17 protein-coding genes are annotated in these 22,852 nt (G+C 45.9%); 4 read left to right on the top strand and 13 right to left on the bottom strand.

Annotation, left to right across the window (positions count from 1 at the left end):
• Positions 1-10 precede the first annotated feature (10 nt).
• Entirely contained in the window at positions 11-982 is a 972-nt protein-coding gene (locus tag C7H79_RS12670) for a bifunctional riboflavin kinase/FAD synthetase (protein WP_106707626.1), read from the bottom strand.
• Positions 983-1,779: 797 nt separating this feature from the next.
• On the opposite strand from C7H79_RS12670, the gene ovoA reads away from it, so the two are divergent.
• From ovoA to dapE, 3 genes are all read left to right on the top strand, one after another.
• A complete protein-coding gene (gene ovoA / locus C7H79_RS12665) occupies positions 1,780-3,894 on the top strand; it encodes a 5-histidylcysteine sulfoxide synthase (protein WP_106707620.1) in 2,115 nt (704 codons plus the stop codon).
• Complete coding sequence (locus C7H79_RS12660) at positions 3,891-5,078, top strand: MalY/PatB family protein (protein ID WP_106707619.1); 1,188 nt, start codon at positions 3,891-3,893, stop codon at positions 5,076-5,078. The genes ovoA and C7H79_RS12660 overlap by 4 nt, the downstream gene beginning before the upstream one ends.
• Before the next feature lie 187 nt (positions 5,079-5,265).
• On the top strand, positions 5,266-6,468 hold the full coding sequence (gene dapE / locus C7H79_RS12655; RefSeq protein ID WP_106707618.1) for a succinyl-diaminopimelate desuccinylase: 1,203 nt from the start codon (positions 5,266-5,268) through the stop codon (positions 6,466-6,468).
• Positions 6,469-6,600: 132 nt separating this feature from the next.
• On the opposite strand, the gene hslU is transcribed toward dapE, so the two are convergent.
• From hslU to C7H79_RS12615, 8 genes are all read right to left on the bottom strand, one after another.
• The gene (hslU, locus tag C7H79_RS12650) at positions 6,601-7,932 is read right to left on the bottom strand and encodes an ATP-dependent protease ATPase subunit HslU (protein WP_106707617.1); all 1,332 of its coding nucleotides are present in this window, start codon (positions 7,930-7,932) and stop codon (positions 6,601-6,603) included.
• A gap of 110 nt (positions 7,933-8,042) precedes the next feature.
• Positions 8,043-8,564, bottom strand: coding sequence for an ATP-dependent protease subunit HslV (hslV, locus tag C7H79_RS12645; RefSeq protein ID WP_106707616.1), 522 nt, complete (start codon positions 8,562-8,564; stop codon positions 8,043-8,045).
• Between the two features lie 72 nt (positions 8,565-8,636).
• Positions 8,637-9,536: a tyrosine recombinase XerC gene (gene xerC, locus C7H79_RS12640; RefSeq protein ID WP_106707615.1), complete on the bottom strand. Its 900-nt coding sequence runs from the start codon at positions 9,534-9,536 to the stop codon at positions 8,637-8,639.
• On the bottom strand, positions 9,520-10,230 hold the full coding sequence (locus C7H79_RS12635; RefSeq protein WP_242447280.1) for a DUF484 family protein: 711 nt from the start codon (positions 10,228-10,230) through the stop codon (positions 9,520-9,522). The genes xerC and C7H79_RS12635 overlap by 17 nt, the downstream gene beginning before the upstream one ends.
• A 14-nt stretch (positions 10,231-10,244) precedes the next feature.
• Entirely contained in the window at positions 10,245-11,072 is an 828-nt protein-coding gene (gene dapF / locus C7H79_RS12630; RefSeq protein WP_106707613.1) for a diaminopimelate epimerase, read from the bottom strand.
• Between the two features lie 469 nt (positions 11,073-11,541).
• Positions 11,542-12,915 carry a hypothetical protein gene (locus C7H79_RS12625; RefSeq protein WP_106707612.1) on the bottom strand — a complete coding sequence of 458 codons (1,374 nt, stop codon included), beginning with the start codon at positions 12,913-12,915 and terminating at the stop codon, positions 11,542-11,544.
• Positions 12,916-13,169: 254 nt separating this feature from the next.
• Entirely contained in the window at positions 13,170-13,871 is a 702-nt protein-coding gene (locus C7H79_RS12620) for an SCO family protein (RefSeq protein ID WP_106707611.1), read from the bottom strand.
• 22 nt (positions 13,872-13,893) lie between these two features.
• On the bottom strand, positions 13,894-15,717 hold the full coding sequence (locus C7H79_RS12615) for a multicopper oxidase family protein (RefSeq protein ID WP_106707610.1): 1,824 nt from the start codon (positions 15,715-15,717) through the stop codon (positions 13,894-13,896).
• A gap of 1,245 nt (positions 15,718-16,962) precedes the next feature.
• Here C7H79_RS12615 and C7H79_RS19285 point away from each other — a divergent pair.
• The gene (locus C7H79_RS19285; protein ID WP_258577644.1) at positions 16,963-17,091 is read left to right on the top strand and encodes a hypothetical protein; all 129 of its coding nucleotides are present in this window, start codon (positions 16,963-16,965) and stop codon (positions 17,089-17,091) included.
• 119 nt (positions 17,092-17,210) lie between these two features.
• Here C7H79_RS19285 and C7H79_RS12610 read toward each other — a convergent pair whose 3' ends face one another.
• From C7H79_RS12610 to C7H79_RS12595, 4 genes are all read right to left on the bottom strand, one after another.
• The gene (locus tag C7H79_RS12610; RefSeq protein WP_106707609.1) at positions 17,211-18,590 is read right to left on the bottom strand and encodes a hypothetical protein; all 1,380 of its coding nucleotides are present in this window, start codon (positions 18,588-18,590) and stop codon (positions 17,211-17,213) included.
• A gap of 264 nt (positions 18,591-18,854) precedes the next feature.
• Entirely contained in the window at positions 18,855-19,556 is a 702-nt protein-coding gene (locus tag C7H79_RS12605; RefSeq protein WP_106707608.1) for an SCO family protein, read from the bottom strand.
• Between the two features lie 22 nt (positions 19,557-19,578).
• Positions 19,579-21,420 (bottom strand): multicopper oxidase family protein, encoded by a 1,842-nt coding sequence (locus C7H79_RS12600; protein WP_106707607.1) that lies wholly within the window; start codon positions 21,418-21,420, stop codon positions 19,579-19,581.
• A gap of 762 nt (positions 21,421-22,182) precedes the next feature.
• Positions 22,183-22,852: calcium-binding protein (locus tag C7H79_RS12595; RefSeq protein WP_172592435.1), on the bottom strand; the 670-nt coding region annotated here is incomplete at its 5' end.

Genomic DNA, 22,852 nt, shown 5'->3' with positions numbered 1-22,852 from the left:
AATGAATAAGTTAAAGGGCGCCGCACATGCTATTAAAATGAACCGGTGTTGTCATAAAAAATTCTTTAGCTTGTGCGACATCTTTTTCGATCTGGTGGACGAGTGTATTGATATCTGCATATTTTTCTTCGCTGCGTAATTTATGCAGAAAATCAACCTGCAAATGCTGTCCATAAATTTCATTGTTAAAGTCGAATAAATGAACTTCCAATACCGGCTTTCCGTTTTCATGAATAGTTGGCCGCACACCCAAACTGGCGACACCCGGCAAAGGAATTGTCGGTGACGACGGATTGGCACCATATACTGATACAACGAAAATGCCGGAAAGTGGTGGGCGATTATGCTTCAGCTGAATATTTGCTGTTGGGAATCCTAATTGCTTACCTAATTTGTCACCATCTATGACGCGACCACTGATACTGTAAGGCCTGCCCAATAGTATTCTGGCTTGCTCCAGATTACCATTGGCCAGTGCTTGACGGATAGCAGTGCTGGAAACACGCTGATCATCAATGTTGACGCTCGCCATGACTTCTACGGTAAAGTTATTTTCTACGGAGAGCGCTTGCAGCATAGCTGTATCTCCAGCACGCCCTGCGCCAAAACGAAAATCATCTCCCACCAGCAACCAACGAACGTGTAACTCTTGATTCAAAATGTGCGTAATGAATCGTTCAGGAGTGATTCTGGCAAACTCATAATTAAAACGACAGATATGAATACAGTCAATTTCGAGCTGGATTAAGCAAGTCAGTTTTTCCCGCAAACTGGTTAAGCGTGCAGGCGCCTGATCCGGTGCAAAAAACTCACGTGGATGTGGTTCAAAAGTCATTACGCACGCGGGAAGTCCAAGCCGATTGGCTGTATCCTTCAGACGAGAAAGTATTGCCTGATGACCTAAATGGACACCATCAAAATTGCCTATGGTAAGTGCAACCGGTGCCTTAGCATGTGCCGATACCTTGCGCCAAGTATGCATGTGATAAGCAGGAGCCAAGAAATTAGTAATTTTAGCTTGTTTAAGCCAATCAGGTCTAGTTTGCATTGAGACATTTATATCTTGATTCCGCATGACTATCTAGTTCGTGCCCAGAGAGCTGTCAATATTCACTCGGTTGTGGTTTTTCGTATAAATCGCTCAACCTCACGCGACTCTTATGAAGTGCAAACCAAATCAGTCTTTCAATACAGAGAATCAAGATTTAAGAACAACAAGTTATAAAACATTAAGTAATCTACACGTCATGGATTCTGATAATACTTACTGAGTAGTATGGTCGGAAATAAAAACGATATCTGTACAGCTTCAACATAGCACACAATCTTTATACTGCTCACAGCATTGGGCTATCGATTTAAATTTCAAACAAATTTGGGCTCTGGATTTATCAACTTCACAATTCCAGATGTCATTACCCGGAATAATCTTAAAATAGATCTGCTTGCTGTCGCATCGCCTCGATTGCTACTTAGCTGGAGTTGCCATAAGCAGCAAAGTCAATAAGTAAAAACAGAAAACTCATCCCTCAGAATAGCGTTTTGTCAGCAACAGCAACAGCAATTCAATTATGTTGTGTCCTCAGCGAACTAGTCAGTTAGTCGTTGATCTATTCATCTCTATCGCTCTTTTTAGTTACACTGTATATTTCGTTGCCGTGTCTCAAATCGTAGTGAAATTAGAAATCCGAGGCAATTATACTGATTGAATATGATCTGAAAAGCTCGAAGCGTTATAATATGCGCCACAGAATTGAATAAACCGTTAAAAATTACGTTATGTCACAACCCCTATTCCAAAGAACCCCGCTGCTCGATAGCAATGATATCAGTCTAAAACGCGAGGAAATACGCAATTATTTTCACACCACGCTGGATCGCTATGAACTGCTATTTGAAACGCTGCGTGATGACGAAGCATATTATACAAAACCCATTACTCTGCGCCACCCGTTAATTTTCTATCTGGGCCACACCGCAACCTTTTTTGTTAACAAACTAGTTCTAGCCGGACTTATCACTGAGCGTATCGATCCCAGACTGGAATCGATTTTTGCCGTGGGTGTCGATGAAATGAGCTGGGACGATCTGGACAGCACGCATTATGACTGGCCCAGTGTCGATGAAGTGCGCAGCTATCGAAAATCTATGCGCGTATTGATTGATGAACTGATTACCACCATGCCGCTGACTTTACCAATTTCCTGGGAAGGTAACTGGTGGCCGATCCTTATGGGTATTGAGCACGAACGCATTCATTTGGAAACTTCCTCGGTATTAATCCGTCAGCACGCGCTTCATTTTGTGCAGTCGCATCCAGACTGGCAGCCATGCAAAAAATCAGGAGCCGCGCCGCAGAATGAATTGGTTCATGTTGACGCAGGCACCATCGAAATCGGTAAAAGCAAATCTGATCACCAGCATTACGGTTGGGATAATGAATATGGATTTCATACAGCTGATATTCCGGCATTTCAAGCAAGCAAGTATCTTGTAAGCAACCAGGAATACTTACCTTTCGTTGAAGCCAATGGCTATCGAACCGAGAGTTATTGGCAGGAAGAAGGTCGTTCCTGGCAGAAATTCACGCAAGCAGAATATCCTGCATTCTGGATCAGAAAGGACAATACTTGGCATTTGCGACTGATGACCGAAGAAATTCCGATGCCTTGGGATTGGCCGGTTGAAGTCAACTACCACGAAGCTAAAGCCTTTTGTAACTGGAAGGCCGCCGCGACAAAACAGTCGGTGCGGTTACCCACCGAAGATGAATGGTATCGACTCTACGATGCCGCACAATTATCCGAAGTATCAATGCACACCAAAGCCTGCGGCAATCTGCATCTGGATTATTACGCATCCAGTTGCCCGGTGACTGAATTTGCTCATGGTGATTTTTTCGATATTGTTGGAAATGTTTGGCAATGGACGGAAACACCCACCTACCCGTTCGCAGGATTTGATGTGCATCCGCTTTATGACGACTTTACCACGCCGACCTTTGATAACCAGCACAATTTGATTAAGGGAGGCTCATGGATTGCCTGCGGCAACGAATCACTACGCAGCTCACGCTATGCCTTCCGTCGTCATTTTTTCCAGCATGCGGGTTTTCGCTATGTAGTTTCGGATGCGCAGGCGACGCTGCCGGCTTCCAATTACGAAACCGATAAATTACTGTCGGAATATGCTGAATTTCATTATGGTGACATTTATTTTGATGTACCCAATTTCTCCAAAACTTTGGCAGAAATCGCGATTGAAGCGATGGAAAACCGGCCCAAGCGCACCGCTTTGGATTTGGGCTGCGCATCCGGCCGTTCTACCTTTGAATTGGCGCGCAGTTTTGAACATGTCACCGGAATTGATTTTTCCGCGCGCTTCATCGGTCAGGGTGTGCAGCTGGTGCAACAGGGTGTGCTGCGTTACACCTTGACCGAAGAAGGCGATCTGATTTCCTACAAAGAACGTACCCTATCCGGCCTGGGGTTGGATCACGTCAAAGATCGTGTCGAATTTTATCAGGGCGACGCATGTAATCTGAAGCCAATTTTTACTGGTTACGACTTAATTCTCGCCGCCAACCTGATCGACCGCTTGTATGATCCAGCCAAGCTGCTAAGCGACATACATACACGCATTAATATCGGCGGTCTACTGATGCTTACTTCACCATACACTTGGCTTGCCGAACATACCAAAAAAGAATTCTGGATTGGAGGCTTCAAACGCGATGGCGAGAATTTCACCACATTGGACGGGTTAAAAGAAATTCTGGGTAAACACTTCCGTCTGATACAGGGCTCGAAATCCGTGCCTTTTGTCATCCGTGAAACTAAACGCAAATTCCAGCACACGCTGTCGGAAGTCACCATCTGGGAGAAGGTTTCTTGAGTAGTGGTTTTGATTTTGACCACGAGATCAACCGCGAAGGAACCCACTGCGTCAAGTACGACAGTCGATATGCCATGTTCGGCAACAGCGAGGTCACTCCGGCTTGGGTAGCAGATATGGATTTCGCCGCACCGCCTGCAGTCACCCAGGCGCTGTTAGCACGCGCCAAACACCCAATTTATGGCTACACACTTTTCCCAGACAGTTTATACGATGCCCTGATTCACTGGATGCAGCGACGGCATGGCTGGAACATACAACGCGACTGGATTGTCCTGTGTCCCGGCGTGGTACCATCGATCAACACCGCCGTGATGGCATTCACACAACCCGGCGAATCAGTCATTATTCAACCACCGGTATATTTTCCTTTTTTCTCGGCTGTTACACAGACCGGTCGGATGCTGGCCCCGAACCCCCTGCTACTACAGAATGGCCGTTATTCGATTGATTTTGATCATTTGGAACAGTACGCCAGGAAAGCGAAACTTCTGTTGCTGTGCTCGCCCCATAATCCAGTTGGCCGGGTCTGGCAACCCGATGAACTGGAATGTCTGTTACAAATCGCAGTTAAACATGATTTAATTATTTTTTCTGATGAAATCCACGCCGACTTGATTTACCCCGGTAATCAACACTCTGTTCTGGCCGCGATTGCAACCAATAATAATAAAATCATCACGGCAGTGGCTCCCAGCAAAACCTTCAACATTCCCGGCTTAAATCTGTCGGCACTGATTATTCCAGATAATTCCACCCGCAGCGCCATGACACAAATATTTAACAATTTTCACGTAAATGCATCCAATCCTTTCAGCGTCGCCGCATTTGAAGCCGCCTACCGAGAAGGTGCAACGTGGCTGGACACGCTATTGATTTATTTGCGTGACACACGTGATAATATCGAGAAATTTTTTGCCGAGCATATACCGGAAATTAAGGCAGTCAAAGCGGAAGGCACTTACCTCCTGTGGCTGGATTGCCGGGCAATGAACATGACCGACGCACAGTTGAAGCATTTTTTCATCCATGAAGCGGGTATCGGCATGAATCCTGGCACGCAATTCGGTAAGGAAGGCAGTGGGTTTATGCGGTTAAATATTGCTGCGCCGAGGAACACGATTTTATCGATTATGCAAAGGATTGCACTAGCCTGGCGCAAACAAAAAAACAATCCATGTTAATTTGGTTCAGTCCAGTCGTGTGCACGGTGCATATTAATTGAAAAATCAGACTCTGTTCACTCTAATCCTGCTCATTCACTTTGATCGGCAATCAACTCAGGTAATTTTCACAAATAGTAGCATCATAACCAAAAGTAACCCAGTATTTGAAACTATCATTTAATTTCTTAAACTCAGGAAAATAATCATGTCCAATGACACACTGGCGCTCGCACAAACACTAATTGCTCGTCGTTCACTCACACCTGCCGATGATGCATGCCAGCAAATCTTGATCGATCGCCTGGAGAAACTGGGCTTCCATATTGAAAAAATGCGCTTTGGAGATGTCGATAATCTGTGGGCCCGGCATGGCAACACCACACCAATCCTTTGTTTCGCCGGACATACCGATGTAGTACCCACCGGTCCGCTAGAACAATGGGACAGTGATCCGTTCACGCCAACTATTCGCGATGGACGCTTATATGGGCGCGGAGCTGCCGACATGAAGTCCTCACTGGCAGCCTTTATCACTGCCATTGAAGCATTTCTGGCACAACATGCCCACCATCAAGGATCGATCGCGCTACTAATTACTTCGGATGAAGAAGGCGTTGCTATTGATGGCACTGCGAAAGTGGTCGAAACACTTAAAGCGCGGGGTGAATTACTTGATTATTGCATTGTAGGTGAACCGACATGCAGTGACAAACTGGGCGATACCATCAAAAATGGTCGACGTGGATCCTTATCCGGTAATCTGACCATCAGAGGCATACAAGGTCACATTGCTTATCCGCATTTAGCCAAAAACCCGATTCATCTGGCTGCACCAGTCATTGCAGAACTGGCGCAAACGGAATGGGATCAGGGCAATGAATTTTTTCCTCCGACTAGCTGGCATATTTCCAACATCAATGCAGGAACAGGCGCTACCAATGTTATTCCGGGTGCACTGAACTTATTGTTCAATTTTCGCTTTTCCACTGCAAACACAGTCGATTCGCTCACAGTCAAGGTGCATGAAATTCTTGATAAGCATGGCCTGGATTATGAATTACAGTGGGAACTCTCAGGAAAACCGTATCTCACGCCCAAAGCTGAACTGGCCGACGCCATGCACGCAGCCATTACCCAAGTCACTGCGATGGAGCCACAACTGTCCACTTCCGGAGGTACTTCAGATGGTCGGTTTATCGCTGATATCTGCCCCCAGGTGATCGAATTTGGTCCGCGTAACGCCACTATTCACAAACTGAATGAGTATGTCGAAGTCGACGACCTTGAGCAATTATCGCGAATTTATCTGCTTACCATTGAGAATTTACTGGTTCCAGCAAGTGAGACGATCCAGGAGAATCCAGACAGCTTCATAAATAAGTTAAAAAAATATTTTAACTTTAAATGAGCTCAAATCAATAAACTCTGCGGCATAGCCACAGGGTTTTTGGAATCCTCCAGAGGGCGAGCACCAGGTACAATATAACTAATACAATCAGTTGCTTGATGAGATAGCTATTAAAACGATAATAAACAACAGCTATAAAACATACCTTGCCAGATCCTCACTTTGCGACAGTTCTTTAAGCCGCTCATCAACATAAGCCGCATCGATAACCAAGGTTTCGCCACTGTGTTTGGGTGCATTATAAGAAACCTCTTCGAGTAGCTTCTCCATAACGGTGTGCAAACGCCTGGCACCGATATTCTCGGTTTTACTGTTTACAGAGTATGCAATTTCAGCCAGACGTTTGATCGCATTACCGTCAAATTGCAGTTTTACCCCCTCGGTAGCCAGTAGTGCTTCGTATTGCCGCGTCAGACAAGCATCGGTGTTGGTCAGAATCTGCTCAAAATCGCTGACACTCAGACTGGTCAGTTCAACGCGGATAGGAAAACGTCCTTGCAGTTCCGGAATCAAATCGGAAGGTTTGGACATATGAAATGCGCCGCTGGCAACAAACAGAATATGATCTGTTTTGATCATGCCATATTTAGTAGAAACGGTTGTGCCTTCAACCAAAGGCAGCAAATCGCGCTGCACACCTTGACGTGAAACATCCCCGCCTGTATTGCTTGCTCGAGTGGCAATTTTGTCTATTTCGTCCAGAAATACAATGCCATTCTGCTCTACATTCTGGATCGCTGATAGCTTCAATTCCTCATCGTTGACCATTTTTGCGGCCTCTTCTTCCAGCAATAGTTTTTGTGCTTCACGAATCGTCAATTTGCGAGTTTTCTTTCTTTCACCGGTCATATTCTGGAACATGCCCTGAATTTGGGAAGTCAGATCCTCCATTCCAGGTGGCGCAAATATTTCCATGCTGGCGCGCGGAGCCGCCACTTCGATCTCAATTTCCTTATCATCCAATTCTCCTTCACGGAGTTTTTTTCGAAACTTTTGTCGTGTCAAATTATTGTGATCTTCAGCACTTGCTTGCGATCCGAAGTCCCGAGAACTCGGCAATAGCGCATCAAGAATACGATCTTCTGCACGATCCTCTGCAAGCGGTTGCTTCTTGCGTGTTTCTCTTTCTCGTGATTCCTTCACAGCTGATTCCGCCAGATCGCGAATAATTGAGTCAACATCACGCCCAACATAACCAACTTCAGTAAATTTGGTAGCTTCGATCTTAATAAAAGGTGCATTGGCCAGTTTGGCCAATCGGCGCGCAATTTCTGTTTTGCCAACGCCGGTGGGTCCGATCATCAGAATGTTTTTCGGTGTGATTTCCTGACGCAGCGGATCAGCAACCTGCTGTCTGCGCCAACGATTTCTCAATGCGATAGCAACAGCACGTTTGGCTGAATCCTGACCAATAATGTGTTTATCCAGTTCGTGAACAATTTCCTGCGGGGTCATTTGTGACATAGTTTCAAATTCTGTGATTAATGTAATGTAAACAGCGGTTAAAGGTATCGCTCAGATAAATTCATTGCTTGATTTTTGCAGGTATAAAAACTCATCTGCTACCGAAAAATTCAATCGATAGATTCGATAATATGATCCTGATTGGTATAGATGCAGATATCCCCTGCAATAGTCAGCGCTTTCTTAACAATTTCTTGAGATGATAAATCGGTATTCTCCAATAACGCACGTGCAGCGGCCAATGCATATGAACCACCGCTGCCAATCGCGGCAATGCCCAATTCAGGCTCAATAATATCGCCGGCACCGCTAATAATCAGCGTTGCATCTTCATTGGCAATCACCATCATAGCCTCCAGTCTGCGCAAAATACGATCGCTGCGCCAGTCTTTAGCCAATTCCACCGCGGCCCGCATGATATGTCCTTGATGCGCTTCCAGCTTACCTTCAAACCGTTCAAATAAGGTAAAAGCATCGGCAGTTCCTCCAGCAAATCCGGCCAGAATTTTGTCATGATAGAGTCTGCGAACTTTACGTGCACTGGATTTGGCGACTACGGCACCAAGCGTTACCTGACCATCTCCACCCAGCGCAACCTGATGACCGCGTCTCACTGAAACAATTGTTGTCATGAAATTTCTTATTTTGTTACAAAAATTGATTATAACGTATAAAACAACGCAGATTCCGATAGAAAAACCCTATCAAGGTTTAATTTTTTTCTTTGCGCGCGGATGAGCGCTATCATAAATCTTAGTCAGATGTTGAAAATCAAGATGGGTATAGACCTGAGTGGAAGTTATATGGGCATGCCCGAGCATTTCCTGCACCGCGCGTAAATCACCACTGGATTGCAATACATGAGAAGCAAACGAATGCCGCAAAACATGTGGATGCACATTTTGATGCATACCCTGTTGTTTCGCCCTATTCTTCAGTCGGTAAGCAATCGCACGCATACTGATTGCATCACCCCGTTGAGAGATAAAAAGTGCAGCGACATTAGGTTTGATAATCCGCAAGCGCAACTCTAACCAAACAGTTAAGGATTGGAGCGCATGCTCACCAACTGGCACAATGCGGGCTTTGCCGCCTTTGCCCATGACTCTGACCATTCCTTCCGCAAAATGCACGTCGGCAGGCCGGAGCTGTGTCAGTTCCGCAAGCCTCAAGCCAGAAGAATAGAATAATTCAAACATCGCACTATCACGAGCCGTCAGAATATTTTCAACCGGAAATTCTAACAGCCGTGTGGTTTCATCTGGAGACAGTGCATGCGGTAATTTCTGTGGAGATTTGGGAACGCGCACTGCATGACAAGGATTATGCTGATAGCCGTGGTTACGAATCAGGAAATTATAAAAACCACGCCAAGCCGATAGCATCCTGGCTAAACTTCTTCCACCAAGACCTTTACCGTGGAATTGCGCAATCGCTTGGCGGATATTGGGTGAATGCACCTGCTGCAGATCATCTTTGTTGAGATACTGCAACAGAACGCGAATATCACGTGCATAACATTCACGAGTGAGTAGTGATAAGCGCCGCTCATAAGTTAAATGATTAATATATGCGGCAGCCAGCAATTCAGGAGTGCTGTTCATCAATTACTGTCTGCTGATCAGCCAAATTGCCCACAGTTTCGGCCTGATCATAGCGCGTTACGGTAGTGCATACCAGCTCTCCTAACCGTTTTAGATGCAGCGTTCCCATTTCAGGATAAAACCGCTCGACATCAGGGCTGCCTAGAATCACCAAACCGATAGTTCGAGTCGTATTCAAAGGAATCATCGCAAATGAATTAAGATGCTCGGCGCCTTCACCAAACCATTGCTTAATTTCATCCGCAATATGATTACCGCAGTAGGGTTGCGGCAAGCTCTCGGCAATCGTTTGCACATCTTCGCTGACAGAAATGAATTCAGCATTGGTTTTGCCATAGTTAGCGACATTCCAGAGCCGCATGGCCACAAGGGGAATGGCAAAATCCTCTTTCAAACTGAAGTACAAAGCATTGAACAATTCGTCCATACTCGAAACAGAAAGTAATGCGATCGCCAGTCGATGCATTTTCTCTCCAATGGCATCGTTTTCCTCACCAAAATTGATCAATTCCAGTAACTTATCCTGCAGAACACGATTTCTTTCCCTTAATGAAATGACTTGTCTTTCATTGAGCGAGATAACATTCTCATTCTGGGGATGGGAAATCTGGAGATCCGCTAATAAATCAGCATACTCATTGAAGAACTGCGGGTGTTCCTGCAAATACTGTGCAACTTCATCCGGTTTCATCATAGTTCCTTGATTGATTACAAATTGATTTCGCCTTCAAATACCGTAACTGCCGGACCAGTCATCCAGACCGGTGCATCATGCCCTTGCCAGCTGATTGTCAACTCACCGCCCTGCGTACTCACGACAACCTGATAATCCAACAGGTCCAAATTGATGCCCGCAACGACAGCAGCGCAGGCGCCTGTCCCGCAGGCCAGCGTCTCACCGGCGCCACGCTCAAACACACGTAGCTTGATGTGATTACGATCAATAACTTGCATATAGCCCACATTGACTTTATTGGGAAAGCGCTGGTGCTTTTCAATCAATGCGCCTTCGGTCACAACCGGAGCGCTCGCGATATCGTCAACCACTCGCACCGCATGCGGATTCCCCATTGACAATGCGCATATTGTAACCTGCGTATGCAGCATTTCAAGCTGATATGTCAATGCACATCGGTCAGCGATAAACGGAATCTGCTTCGGTTCGAATACTGGTTTACCCATATTTACCGTGATGTTTCCGTCTCTTTCCAGTCTGGGCGATATCACACCACTCAAAGTTTCAATACGAATTTCACTTTTTTTTGTTAGATCATGATCATGCACATAGCGAACAAAACACCGCGCGCCATTGCCGCACTGCTCAACTTCACCGCCATCAGCATTGAAAATGCGATAGCGAAAATCCGCCTGACCTTTCGCCTTCTCAACCAGCAAAAGTTGATCACAGCCAATACCGAAATGCCGATCCGCAAGCTGGCGAATCTGCTGCCGATCAAGATTTATGGTTTGATTGATGCCATCAAGGACCACAAAATCATTTCCCAAGCCATGCATTTTGGTAAATTTCAGTTTCATTGATTACGTATTCCAGCAATTCATTTTGTAAGCGTCATCCAATCATCATTCATCACAAATCTGCCTCCGATGACGTGAAAGGCGTTAGCTCGATTGCATTTGATTATGGATACAATGACTCAATGCCTGCATAAAACACTCTTGACAGTGTTTCATTATCGTAAACAGAATCAATCCTAACTCGGTATCGTACAGCAAATACAGCGTTTAGTGCAGCAATGGGATTGTTGTTGAGAGCAGTCATTTCTTTCAAATTGCCAGCATGGCTGATTTGACCTGCTTAAAGGAAACTCTGACTAACAAGGGATTTATTTGTTGGCTTTGCCGGCAAGGTCATCGATAAAAAATTCAATTTGAAGGTATTTGGGGAGATAAATTAGTGAGGAAAAGTTTCTTACCATCAGACACCCCCAAGGTTAAAACTTTGGTGTCTCCCGGCAAAGCCGGGAGTTATCGATTTTTATGTTAACTAATCTGCTAATCGTTCAGTATCGCTGCCGCCTTTTGAAGACGTCACTGTGACCCGCGCTGGTGGTATCAGGTACGCACTCGAATCGGATAATAGCATTTCATATCGTCCAGGAACACCAACCTGCGACATCGTGAAAGAATCCGACCCTATATGCAGAGTAAGCACGGGAGCAACGGCACCTGTAGTTGCAGCATTTACCTTGTCGCTCGAAAAGGCCACCACTTTGATAGCACCTGTCCCCTTATTCCAGGTTGCCTGACTAATTCTCACATCATCAACGACTTGGACATCTTGCATGGTTTCCAATCCGTTGACGCTGGTGGCAGTAATCGTTGCGTGATCGGGCACATTCAAGGCATTAGTAGAATTTAACCAGGCACGCTTAAAGAAGGTATTTATATCATCGAATGCCATTGCTCCATTTGCTTGAGGCAGACCGCTAATTCTAACGGTAGCAGTAACTGGCGCTTTCACCCATGAATTGATACGACCCGTCGTAATATTATTATTATTTGTCCTACGGAAATAAGTTGTGCGTACAGGCTCAATTCCTGGAGGGGTGTTGGCCTCGTCATATAATTTACCGGCTATCGAAAATAAACTGGTTTGTACAAAATTCTGCCCACTGCCATCCAAATCCACACCTTCTGGACCTTCGATTCGGAAATAATTGATATTGCAATGACCACCGATTACTTCGTGGTCAACATTAGGATCGCCCACATATCCTGCTGGTGGAGTCGGCGCAAAGGCTGGATCCCAGACCAGGAAAGGGCCGACTTCACCGTTTAACATGGTTTCAAACGGTGCAGCCCCCCCCGTATCACGGGTTACATTGATAGCACGCGTGCCAGCCGTTGCGTTAAAGACTTCCGGTTGACAACCGTCAACTTCATTTAGAAAAGGGTGCCAGACTTTGTATTCACCCGCCACTGGTATATCGATTCTAAGACGGACACGCCCAAAAGCAAACTGATCGTTCGGTGCAGGATCTCCCGCGCCATAAGCTGCTTCCAGAGCCAGTACTAAAATACCTCGCCCGCCCCCAGCCAGATTTAAAGTGGCACTGCCCAACCACCAGAATGCCTCAGCACCAAAACCGGTCGCTACTGAAGTCTGATTGGCTGGGTCAACTGGGTCGAAGGCACACAAACCAGTAACGCCATCACCATCCAGGCACAATTGCAACGCAATACCATTGGTATCGGAAAACCACGCCGGAAAATGATTAATCGGATGTATTAAACCCTTACCGGCCAATGCAGCCTGTGCTGATTGCATATTAAAACCCATCATTGCCACCACAAAGACAAAAGCAAAGCTCAATCTTTTGCTGATGTCAAAAATTTCTTTTAGTTTAGAAAGTTTCATGATCAAACTCCTCAAATTTTAATTTAATTCCTAAAACGATCGCGTTCTGTTTGGTTCTATTGCCACGGTGTTGGCCCCGCTATTGTCGATGGTGATCATTTACAGTGTACCGCCCATGCAGCAAAGCTATAAATACTCAATTCCGAAGCTTCTAAATACATAACTCTTTATCATCATTTTGTCCCTCCACTTTGCTAACTTGGTTGAGGAAACTCTGACTATGTCCAGGAACTTAATCAGAGCTTCCTGATTACTCAGGCGTACATACTTTGCAAAGTATTAACGTACGTGTGTACCGCTTTTGGATCCAGATGATTAATGGTGGACATGATTTGCTCCGGATCAGCCAGTGTGGGTGCCATGCTCCAGCGGTTACGTTCATCGTTACCAATACGCACCATGCCGGTATGATTTTCCTTGACATTATCAATATCTTCATCACGATCATAAAAGCCTAACCGATAGCGAACCAATTCGATATCCTCTGTCGCGCCGGTCAGAAATTTCCAGCCGCTCTCGATGCCATAGCGCTCAGCGTATTGCTTGAGCAATCTCGGTGTGTCACGCACAGGATCCAGCGTGATGGAATACATGAAGACATCACGTCCTGCACGCTCGCCCAGCAGTTTTCGTACCTGCAGAAGATTCGCGGTCGATTTCGGACAGATACCGGAGCATTGTGAATACATCATATTGATCGCCACTACTTTATTGCGGATCAGATCGTCATAAAATTTCACCGCTTCACCATCATGCGTATACAGCGTCACATCTGGAAATGGTGCGGCATCGCCCGTTGGCTTGTATTTACTGATATTGGGATTGAGTGTTGATGTGTTGTCATTGAAGCCCAGTTTTTGCCAGGCCGAACTGAGTCCAATCAGACCCAATGCTGCCAATCCCATACCGGCCAGAATTTCTCTGCGTGAATTTACTGGATCATTGTTTTTATTCATGATATAGCCCCTCTTTTCTCGTTTAGCCCACAATATCCCAACGTATCATCATGGCGTGGTCTTCGTGGACCATATTGTGGCAATGCATCACATACTTGCCGGTAAAATCCCGGAAACGCATAAACAATCTTATTTTCTCGTTCGGTCCCAATCGATAAACATCCTTGCGGCCCTTTTCGAACCCAGGCACACGGACTTCTTCATCACTGACATAACGATTCAGGATCAACCCTTCTTCGAAGTGAATATGCACCGGATGACTCCAACCACCCGATGGATTGTCCAATTCCCAAATTTCAAAACTACCTTTGGCCATATTTGCCCGTGAAGAAAGCGCGTTCATGAATTTCCCATTGATGGCCCACATGCCATTTTTCCGCACAAATCGCCATTTCCTGACTGGAGCAATCGCGAGCTCAGCAGTTGTCGGCCTGCGGATCGGGCGTAACTTGAACGGCACCTGGCTGACGTCCGGTTCATCCGGCACACGGTCCACAATGATCTTAAGTACCTTCATTCCCGGTCCTTTGATGCGTTTCGGTCCGCGCGTACTGGTCTGTTCCCATCGATTCACCAGATATAGCTCGGTGCCTAGTGGATATTTGGAAAAATCCACCACAATATCCGCGCGTTCAGCCACGCCCAACTGGACATTCTTCCGATTCAGCAACCGCCGTGGCAGCAGATTGCCGTCATTAGCAATGTGAGTGAAGGGTTGCGATACATTGTTTGGCGTCATCAAATGAAATCGATAGAACCGTGTGGGTCCGGCATTGAGAAACCGCAAACGGTACTTGCGACTGGCAACTTTCAGTACCGGTTCGATGACGCCATTGACAGTAACTTTATCGCCCAGCGTGCCTTCCGGATCAAACTGATCGTGTATTTGTATCGTATCCGCATCAAAACGCTTATCCTGAAATGCCAGTGTGTAATCGTAGTCATGGCTTGGCAACCGCAAAGCCTTCGGATTAGGGTCATGCTCGTCACCTGAATCCAGCTCATCGTAGAGTATGTAAAAACCGGCCATGCCGCGGGTAGCATTGGCTGCCGTGAAATCCAGACAGTGATCGTGGTACCACAGTGTTCCTAATGCTTCCCGGTAATCGCCGCCCACCGGATTCTTGGCGCTTTTGGGAAATTCATCATACCCTGCATACACATTGGGATAAAAATGGTCCTTCCAGCGCCCTGGAGCAGTCAGTGTTGGGCCTGCTTTGGCTGCGCTGAAATAATCACCCGGAAAACCATCGCTCTCCGAAGGCGTATGCAGGTTATGCAAATGCAGACTGACTTCCGGCGTGCCGAAACCGCTATGATCCAACGGCAAATCATTATGCTGGCGCAAAATGACCGGACGCCCATAGCGTGCATGAATGGTAGGATTGATAGCATTATTTTCAGCGACGTAATTCCATACTCGTTGCTTTACATAATCCGGATGAAATTCATGATCAATCTCTTGCACACGAAACTCATAAGTATCCGCTTGGTCGGGCAGAAGCGGATGATCGCCAAAAAAATGTGCCCAGCGTTGATGATCATTGCGCCCACATTCTCCATTGGCGATATTGGGATTGCCTTGTGGAGGAAATGGATCATTGGATAAATCCGTTTGTTCCAAAGGCTCAATCGCTTCGGGCAACTCTTTCCGCCAGGGTCTGGTTGGTGGACTGGGTGGTAATTCCAGAGCTTGCTGCGCCATACTCTTCCGCGATGTTAAAATGGCCGGTGCAGCCAAAATCGTCGCACCTGTTGTTTTGAAAAACGCACGCCGTGATTCGTTGCATGGAGATTCCGAATCAATGGCATTGCCCTGATTAGACTCATATTCGTCAAACTTCATAACTTACCCCCTCTAAAGAAAAAATTATTTTTCTAAAGCTCACACTGAATGCGTTTTATTATTTTTTGACTCTAGATTACTTAAAATGATATTCATAAAATTAAATACTTATGAATGAATTTCTGTCCTCTATCAATATTCTCTTTAGCGAATATCACTTTTATAGTATTCACACATTCATCACAGGACAAAGGGACATGCTTACTTATTTTGCCCTATCACATGTAGGAATATTCCTGCATTTAGCGGAAAATAGGAATCTTGATTTTCCGTTAAATGGAATGGACGTCTAAGGATGCTCACTCTAGGGAGGGCAGCAGAATTATCTTTGGTTTATCGGGAACAGGAAATAAAATAAGTTGCTGAAATCGGTACTATCTTGTCTATTATTAATTTTTGCCTTAGTCTTGTAGCTCACCGGATAAATATTCACAAATTCCTCACAATCTGAGTTAATAAGCTGGACAATTGCATTGTCCTAAGTTTGTCCTAGTTATGTCCTTGTTTCAGGAAGGCCTTATTTCATGCAGTTTTTTGTGGTTTTTATCACCTGAGCATGTACATTTTGCAGAGTGTGCAGCCTTTGGATCAAGATGATCTTATAATCAGCCAATGAAAAACGTTTTCGAAGCAGCTGATGCAAGGCAAAAACAGGCAAAAAAGCGCAATTCATGCTTAATAAATGAGCATTTTGAGCCAGTTTTGCGGTACCACTTCATTCAACACCTAGCTGCAACTGCTTTGACTCATTAAAAGCCCTACCACTTCTGAGCCGTTGCCTTATTTAAAATCAAACCGCTGAAAATAATAAGAAAGAAGATTTAAGTGACGATCCAGTGAATGAATCTGCTCGCTCGAAGTGGGTTACAGGTTGATATCAGGCATGAGTATCAAAATGCGAGCTGGATGGGCAGTGGTAATCTGTTGGATAAATTTGTAGTTGCCACAGATTTTGACCGGAAATATGCCATTCACCTATTGAATAGTGCCTAGGTACCAACCCTGCCCTAGAAGCGCCAAGCATCCCTGAAGCATGATAAACAAGAGCACGACAGGTTTTAATTTCAGTCTGGGGAACCGACTAACTAAATTTGCTCAAAGCGTCTAATGGTCTTGTTTGAGCCGTCTTAGCGTATCGCGCTCGGAATTCAAATCCAACATAACGAATTAGATCCTATCTGCTGATCGTCACATCTACATAGCAGGTCAGATCGCCACAAAATTTCACTATTCGCCATTATGCCTATGCAGCGTCGTAACGTTTGGAAATGGCGTGAATCGCCCGCCGATTTGTATTTGCTGGTGTTGGAATTGAGCATGGATGAGTTGTCGTTGAAGCTCAGTTTTTGCCACGCCGAACTGGAAGAGAATTGAATAACTAACTATTTCTTAAAACTTGACCGCTTACGATTAGGTTTTTTATCGCTATACACACCAAAGGTAGAACTTCGGCGCTCCCGACAAACTCGGGAGCTTACCGCTCTTTAGGTTGACTAATCTGCTATTCCTTCAGAATCACTACCACCTTTTGAAGATGTCACGGTGACGCGTGCTGGCGGAATCAAGTACGCATCATCTGGCCCCGACAGCGTTATTTCATATCGTCCAAAAGCACCACTCTGCGACATTACCCAAGATTTCGAACCGATATGCAGCGTAAGCTCGGGAACAACAGCGCCTGTAGCAGGATTTGCCTTATCGCTCGAAAAGGCCACCACTCTGATCGCACCCGTCGCTTTGGTCCAGGTTGCCAGAGTGATATTCACCTGATCAATGATTTTGACATCTTGCACGGTTTCCATTCCGTTGACGCTAGTGGCTGTAATCGTTGCGTGATCGGGTACATTTAAGGCATTGGTAGAATTTAACGCGGCACGCTTATAAAAGGTATTGATACCATCGAATGCCATTGCCCCGTTTGCTTGAGGCAGGCCGCTAATTCTAACGGTTGCAGTAACCGGTGCTTTCACCCATGAATTGATACGTCCCGTCGTAACAAACGGTGCACTATTATTTGACGTACGAAAGTAAGTTGTGCGTACAGGCTCAATTCCTGGCGGGGTGTTAGCCTCGTCATATAATTTACCGGCTATCGAAAATAAACTGGTTTGCACAAAATTCTGCCCGGCGCCATCCAAATTCACACCACCCGGAGCTTCGATTCGGACATAATTAATACCGCAATGGCCGCCAATTACCTCGTGCAGGATATTAGGATCGCCTACATAACCAGCCGGTGCGGTCGGCGCAATGGCTGGATCCCAGACCAGGAAAGGGCCAACCTCACCGTTTAACATGGTTTCAAACGGTGCAGCACCGCCTGTATCACGAGTCACATTGATAGCACGCTTGCCAGCCGTTGCGTTAAAGACTTCCGGTGGGCAACCTTCGGCTTCATTAAGAAAGGGGTGCCAGACTTTGTATTCACCCGCCACAGGCACATCGATTCGGATGCGCACACGTCCAAAGGCAAACTGATCATTCGGTGCAGGATCTCCCGCGCCATAAGCTGCCTCCAAGGCCAACACAACAGTAGCTCGATTGGTTCCAGCTAGGTTTAAAGTGGCACTGCCCAACCACCAGAATGCCTCAGCACCAAAGCCAGTCGCTACTGACGTCGGGTTGGCTGGGTCCACTGGGTCGAAGGCACACAAACCAGTAACGCCATCACCATCCAGGCATAATTGCAAAGCAATACCATTGGTATCGGAAAACCATGTTGGAAAATGATTAATCGGATGTATTAAACCCTTACCGGCCAATGCAGCCTGTGCTGATTGCAGATTAAAACCCATCATTGCCACTATAAAGACAAGAGCAAAGCTCAATCTTTTGCTGATGTCAGAAATTTCTTTTAGTTTAGTAAATTTCATGATCAAACTCCTCACATTTTAATTAAAATACTTTTAATTACTAAAACGATCGCGCTCTGTTTGGTTCTATTGCCACGGTGTTAGCCCCGCTATTGTCGATGGTGATCTTTTACAGTGTGCCGCCCATGCAGCAAAGCTATAAATACTTAATTCCGATACTTCTAAATACATAACTGTTTATCATCATTTTGCCCCTCCACTTTGCTAGCTAGGTTGAGGAAACTCTGACTATGTCCAGGAACTTAATCAGAGCTTCCTGATTTCTCAGGCGTACATACTTTGCAAAGTATGCACAGCCGTGTGTACAGCTTTTGGATCCAGATGATTAATGGTTGACATGATCTGTTCCGGATCAGACAGTGTAGGTGCCATGCTCCAGCGGTTACGCTCATCGTTACCAATGCGCACCATGCCAGTGTGATTTTCTTTAATATTATCAAGATCTTCTTCTGGATCGTAAAAACCCAGGCGATAGCGCACCAATTCGATATCCTCTGTCGCGCCGGTCAGAAATTTCCAGCCGTCCTCAATGCCATAGCGCTCAGCATATTGCCTGAGCATTTTAGGCGTATCGCGCACAGGATCCAGCGTGATGGAATACATGAAGACATCACGCCCTGCACGCTCACCCAGCAATTTTCGTACTTGCAGAAGGTTCGCGGTTGATTTCGGGCAGATGCCGGAACATTGTGAATACATCATGTTGATCGCCACCACTTTATCGCGGATCAGATCGTCATAAAATTTTACCGCTTCGCCATCATGCGTATACAGCGTAACGTTTGGAAACTGTGTGTCGCTGTCGGTCGGTCTGTATTTGCTGATATTGGGATTGACCGTGGATTTTCTTTCTTCAAAACCCAGTTTTTTCCAAGCTGAATTGAGTCCAACCAGACCCAATACCGCCAACCCCATTCCAGCCAGTATTTCTCTGCGTGAATTTACTGGTTCAATGTCTTTATTCATGATATAGCCCCTCTTTTCTCGTTTAGCCCACAATATCCCAGCGCACCATCATGGCGTGATCTTCGTGAACCATATTATGGCAATGCATCACATACTTGCCGGTAAAATCCCGGAAGCGTATAAATAATCTTATTTTTTCGTTATGTCCCAGTCGATAAACATCCTTGCGGCCTTTCTCGAACCCCGGCACAGGCACTTCAATGTCACTGACGTATCGATTCAGGATCAGTCCTTCTTCGAAGTGAATATGCACCGGATGACTCCAGCCGCCCGATTGATTATCTAATTCCCAAATCTCAAAACTGCCTTTGGCCATATTCGCACCGGAGGAAAGAACATTCACAAATTTTTTATTGATCGCCCACATGCCATTTTGCCGCTCAAATCGCCATTTCCTGACCGGAGCAATCGCGAGCTCAGCGGCTGTTGGCCTGCGGATCGGGCGCAATTTGGCCGGCACCTGACTGACATCCGGTTCATCCGGCTCACGATCAACGATGATCTTGAGTACTTTCATTCCCGGGCCTTTCACGCCCTTGGGTCCGCGCGTACTGGTTTGGTCCGCGCGATTTACCAGGTAGAGTACCGTGCCTATGGGATACAAAGAAAAATCCACCACAATATCCGCACGTTCAGCCACGCTCAGTTGGACATTTTTTCGATTCAGCAACGGCTTTGGCAACAAGTTGCCATCATTGGCAATGTAGGTGAACGGTTGCTGCACATTGTTAGGCGTCACTAAATGAAATTGATAGAACCGTACCGGGCCGGCATTGAGTAGGCGCAGGCGATACTTGCGGCTGGCTACTTTCAGCACCGGTTCGATGATGCCATTAACGGTAATCTTATCGCCCAGCGTGCCTTCCGGATTAAGATCGTCGAATATTTGTATGGTATTGGCATCAAAGCGCTTATCCTGAAATGCCAGGGTGTAATCGTAGTCGTGGCTGGGCAGCCGCAATGCCTTCGGATTTGGGTCATGTTCATCCCCCGAATCCAGCTCATCATAGAGCAGATAAAAACCGGCCAAGCCACGGGTAGCATTGCCAGCAGTGAAATCCAGGCAATGATCGTGATACCACAGTGTTCCTAACGCTTCACGGTAATCGCCACCTACAGGATTCTTCGCACTTTTGGGGAATTCGTCGTATCCCGCATAAATATTGGGATAAAAATGGTCCTTCCAGTGCCCCGGGCCGTTCATCGTGGGTCCTGCTTTGCTTGCACTGAAATAATCACCCGGAAAACCATCGCTCTCCGAAGGAGTATGCAGATTATGTAAATGCAGGCTGATTTCCGGCGTACCGAATCCGCTGTGGTTCAACGGCAAATCATTATGCAACCGCAAAATGACCGGACGTCCATAGCGAGCATGGATAGTCGGATTTGAATCACCTCCTTCACTTAAGTAATGCCATACCAATTGCCTCGCATAATCCGGATGATATTCATAGTCATTAATCGCTGTCGCACGTAAGTCATAGGTATCCGCCTGACCAGGTAGAATTGGCCGGTCCGCAGCCCCAAAAAATTCTTCCCAGCGCTGATGTGAGTTACGTCCGCATTCTCCATTTTGGGAATTAGCATCACAATTCGGAGGATAAATATGATTGGACAGATCAGTCTGCTCCAGCGGCTCAATCGCTTCCGGCAACTCTCTCAGCCACGGCCGGGTGGGCGGACTGGGTGGTAACGATTCTTCAGGAATTACCTCCTGCGCCAAGCTTTTGCGCGAAGTTAAAATAGCGGGCGCAGCCAGAATCGTGGCACCCGTTGTTTTAAAAAACGTACGTCGCGATTCATTGGATGGAGCATCCGCATCAGCGCTATTGCCTTGATTAGATTCATATTCGTCGAACTTCATGATTAACCTCCTGCTACGTATTAAGTTATTTCTCTAAAGTTCGCACGGTGTGCGTTTTTATTATGTTTTGGCTTTAGAAAACTTATTTTGCCAAGCATCATCGGAAACAATCATTGCGATGGATGACATTATTTTTCACTACTTATCACACTGATGTATCTTGAAACTTTTACTCCCAAACATCATTTATCTCAGTAAATACGATTACCCGCTTACATCATATTCCTACATTCTTTATTCAATTATTCTTATTTATTTTAATTCCCTAGCAATCTGAGAATATTCTTATAATTCACATTAAGTAAGTGACAAACCACCTTATTATGTTAGTAATTTTGTCCTGTTTTTGTCCTGTTTTTGCAGGATTAATCGTACATACACACTTATCCCTATAATTCAATTATGTTATTTATGTAAAGCGATTGTGAAAAATGTGTGAAAAGAATGTGGACTGTTTCAACAACAAGGAATTAATAGTGTGAGGATGGTTGATGCGAATTAAATAATCGCGTTGGTGAAAGTTTATTGAATTTATGGCGCATCGCGTTATTAGCGTCAAAGCCCTGATTACCCGATAACTCAGGTTCCCAGCTTACGCTTATGGGTAAAGAAGCTACACTGCATACAAGCCCACCCAGGAATGAGTCATCAAACAACTTTAAATGAGGTGCATTTTGATGGTGTAATAGGTTTAGATCTCATACGACATCCATCAAACCAAACAAAAGTTGATGGATGTCGTATCTTTCTGACTACTACGCGTTACAACACGATATCAGTCGCGAGTAGTGTTGGCGCTCCCAGTAAAGAAATCTGGAAATCAGCGGCCAGGCCTGCATTCACGTTTGCCTCCAGCAAACCCGTTGCGGGAACGTAACGCAACTGACCAGCGGCACTGAAGGCCGCTGCCCCGATAAAGACAAAGGCATTATTTCCGCCCACCGTGGTATTGGCATCAATCGCACTGAGGTTGATGGTATCGATGCCACTGACAAAATCGATAATCGTGTCTCGATTTGTCGCATTGGAATGAGACACAGATGCCTGATAAAGAAAGATATCACTTCCGCTGCCACCAGCCAGGGTATCTGCCCCCCCCCCACCGATCAAAATATCGTTGCCGATCCCTCCACTAAGCGTGTCGGGACCCGCGTTACCGGTTAATACGTTGTTATTATCATTACCCGTGATGACATTGGCCGAGTTATTACCTGTGCCATTAATGGCATCCGCACCAATCAGAGTGAGATGCTCCAGATTAGAGGTCAAACCCAACGTAAAGGTCACGCTGCTGCGAACCGTATCCGCACCTTGACCCGCCAATTCAATAATCGTATCGCCCACGCTATCAACAATGTAGATATCGCTGCCCGCCCCTCCAATCAATGTATCGTTACCGCCCTGCCCATCGAGCGTATCGTTCCCGTTCAAT

This window comes from Nitrosomonas supralitoralis, from assembly GCF_003011925.2.
Lineage (GTDB): Bacteria > Pseudomonadota > Gammaproteobacteria > Burkholderiales > Nitrosomonadaceae > Nitrosomonas > Nitrosomonas supralitoralis.
The sequence above is the reverse complement of the archived record's forward strand: the minus strand, read 5'-3'. Positions and strand labels throughout refer to the sequence as shown.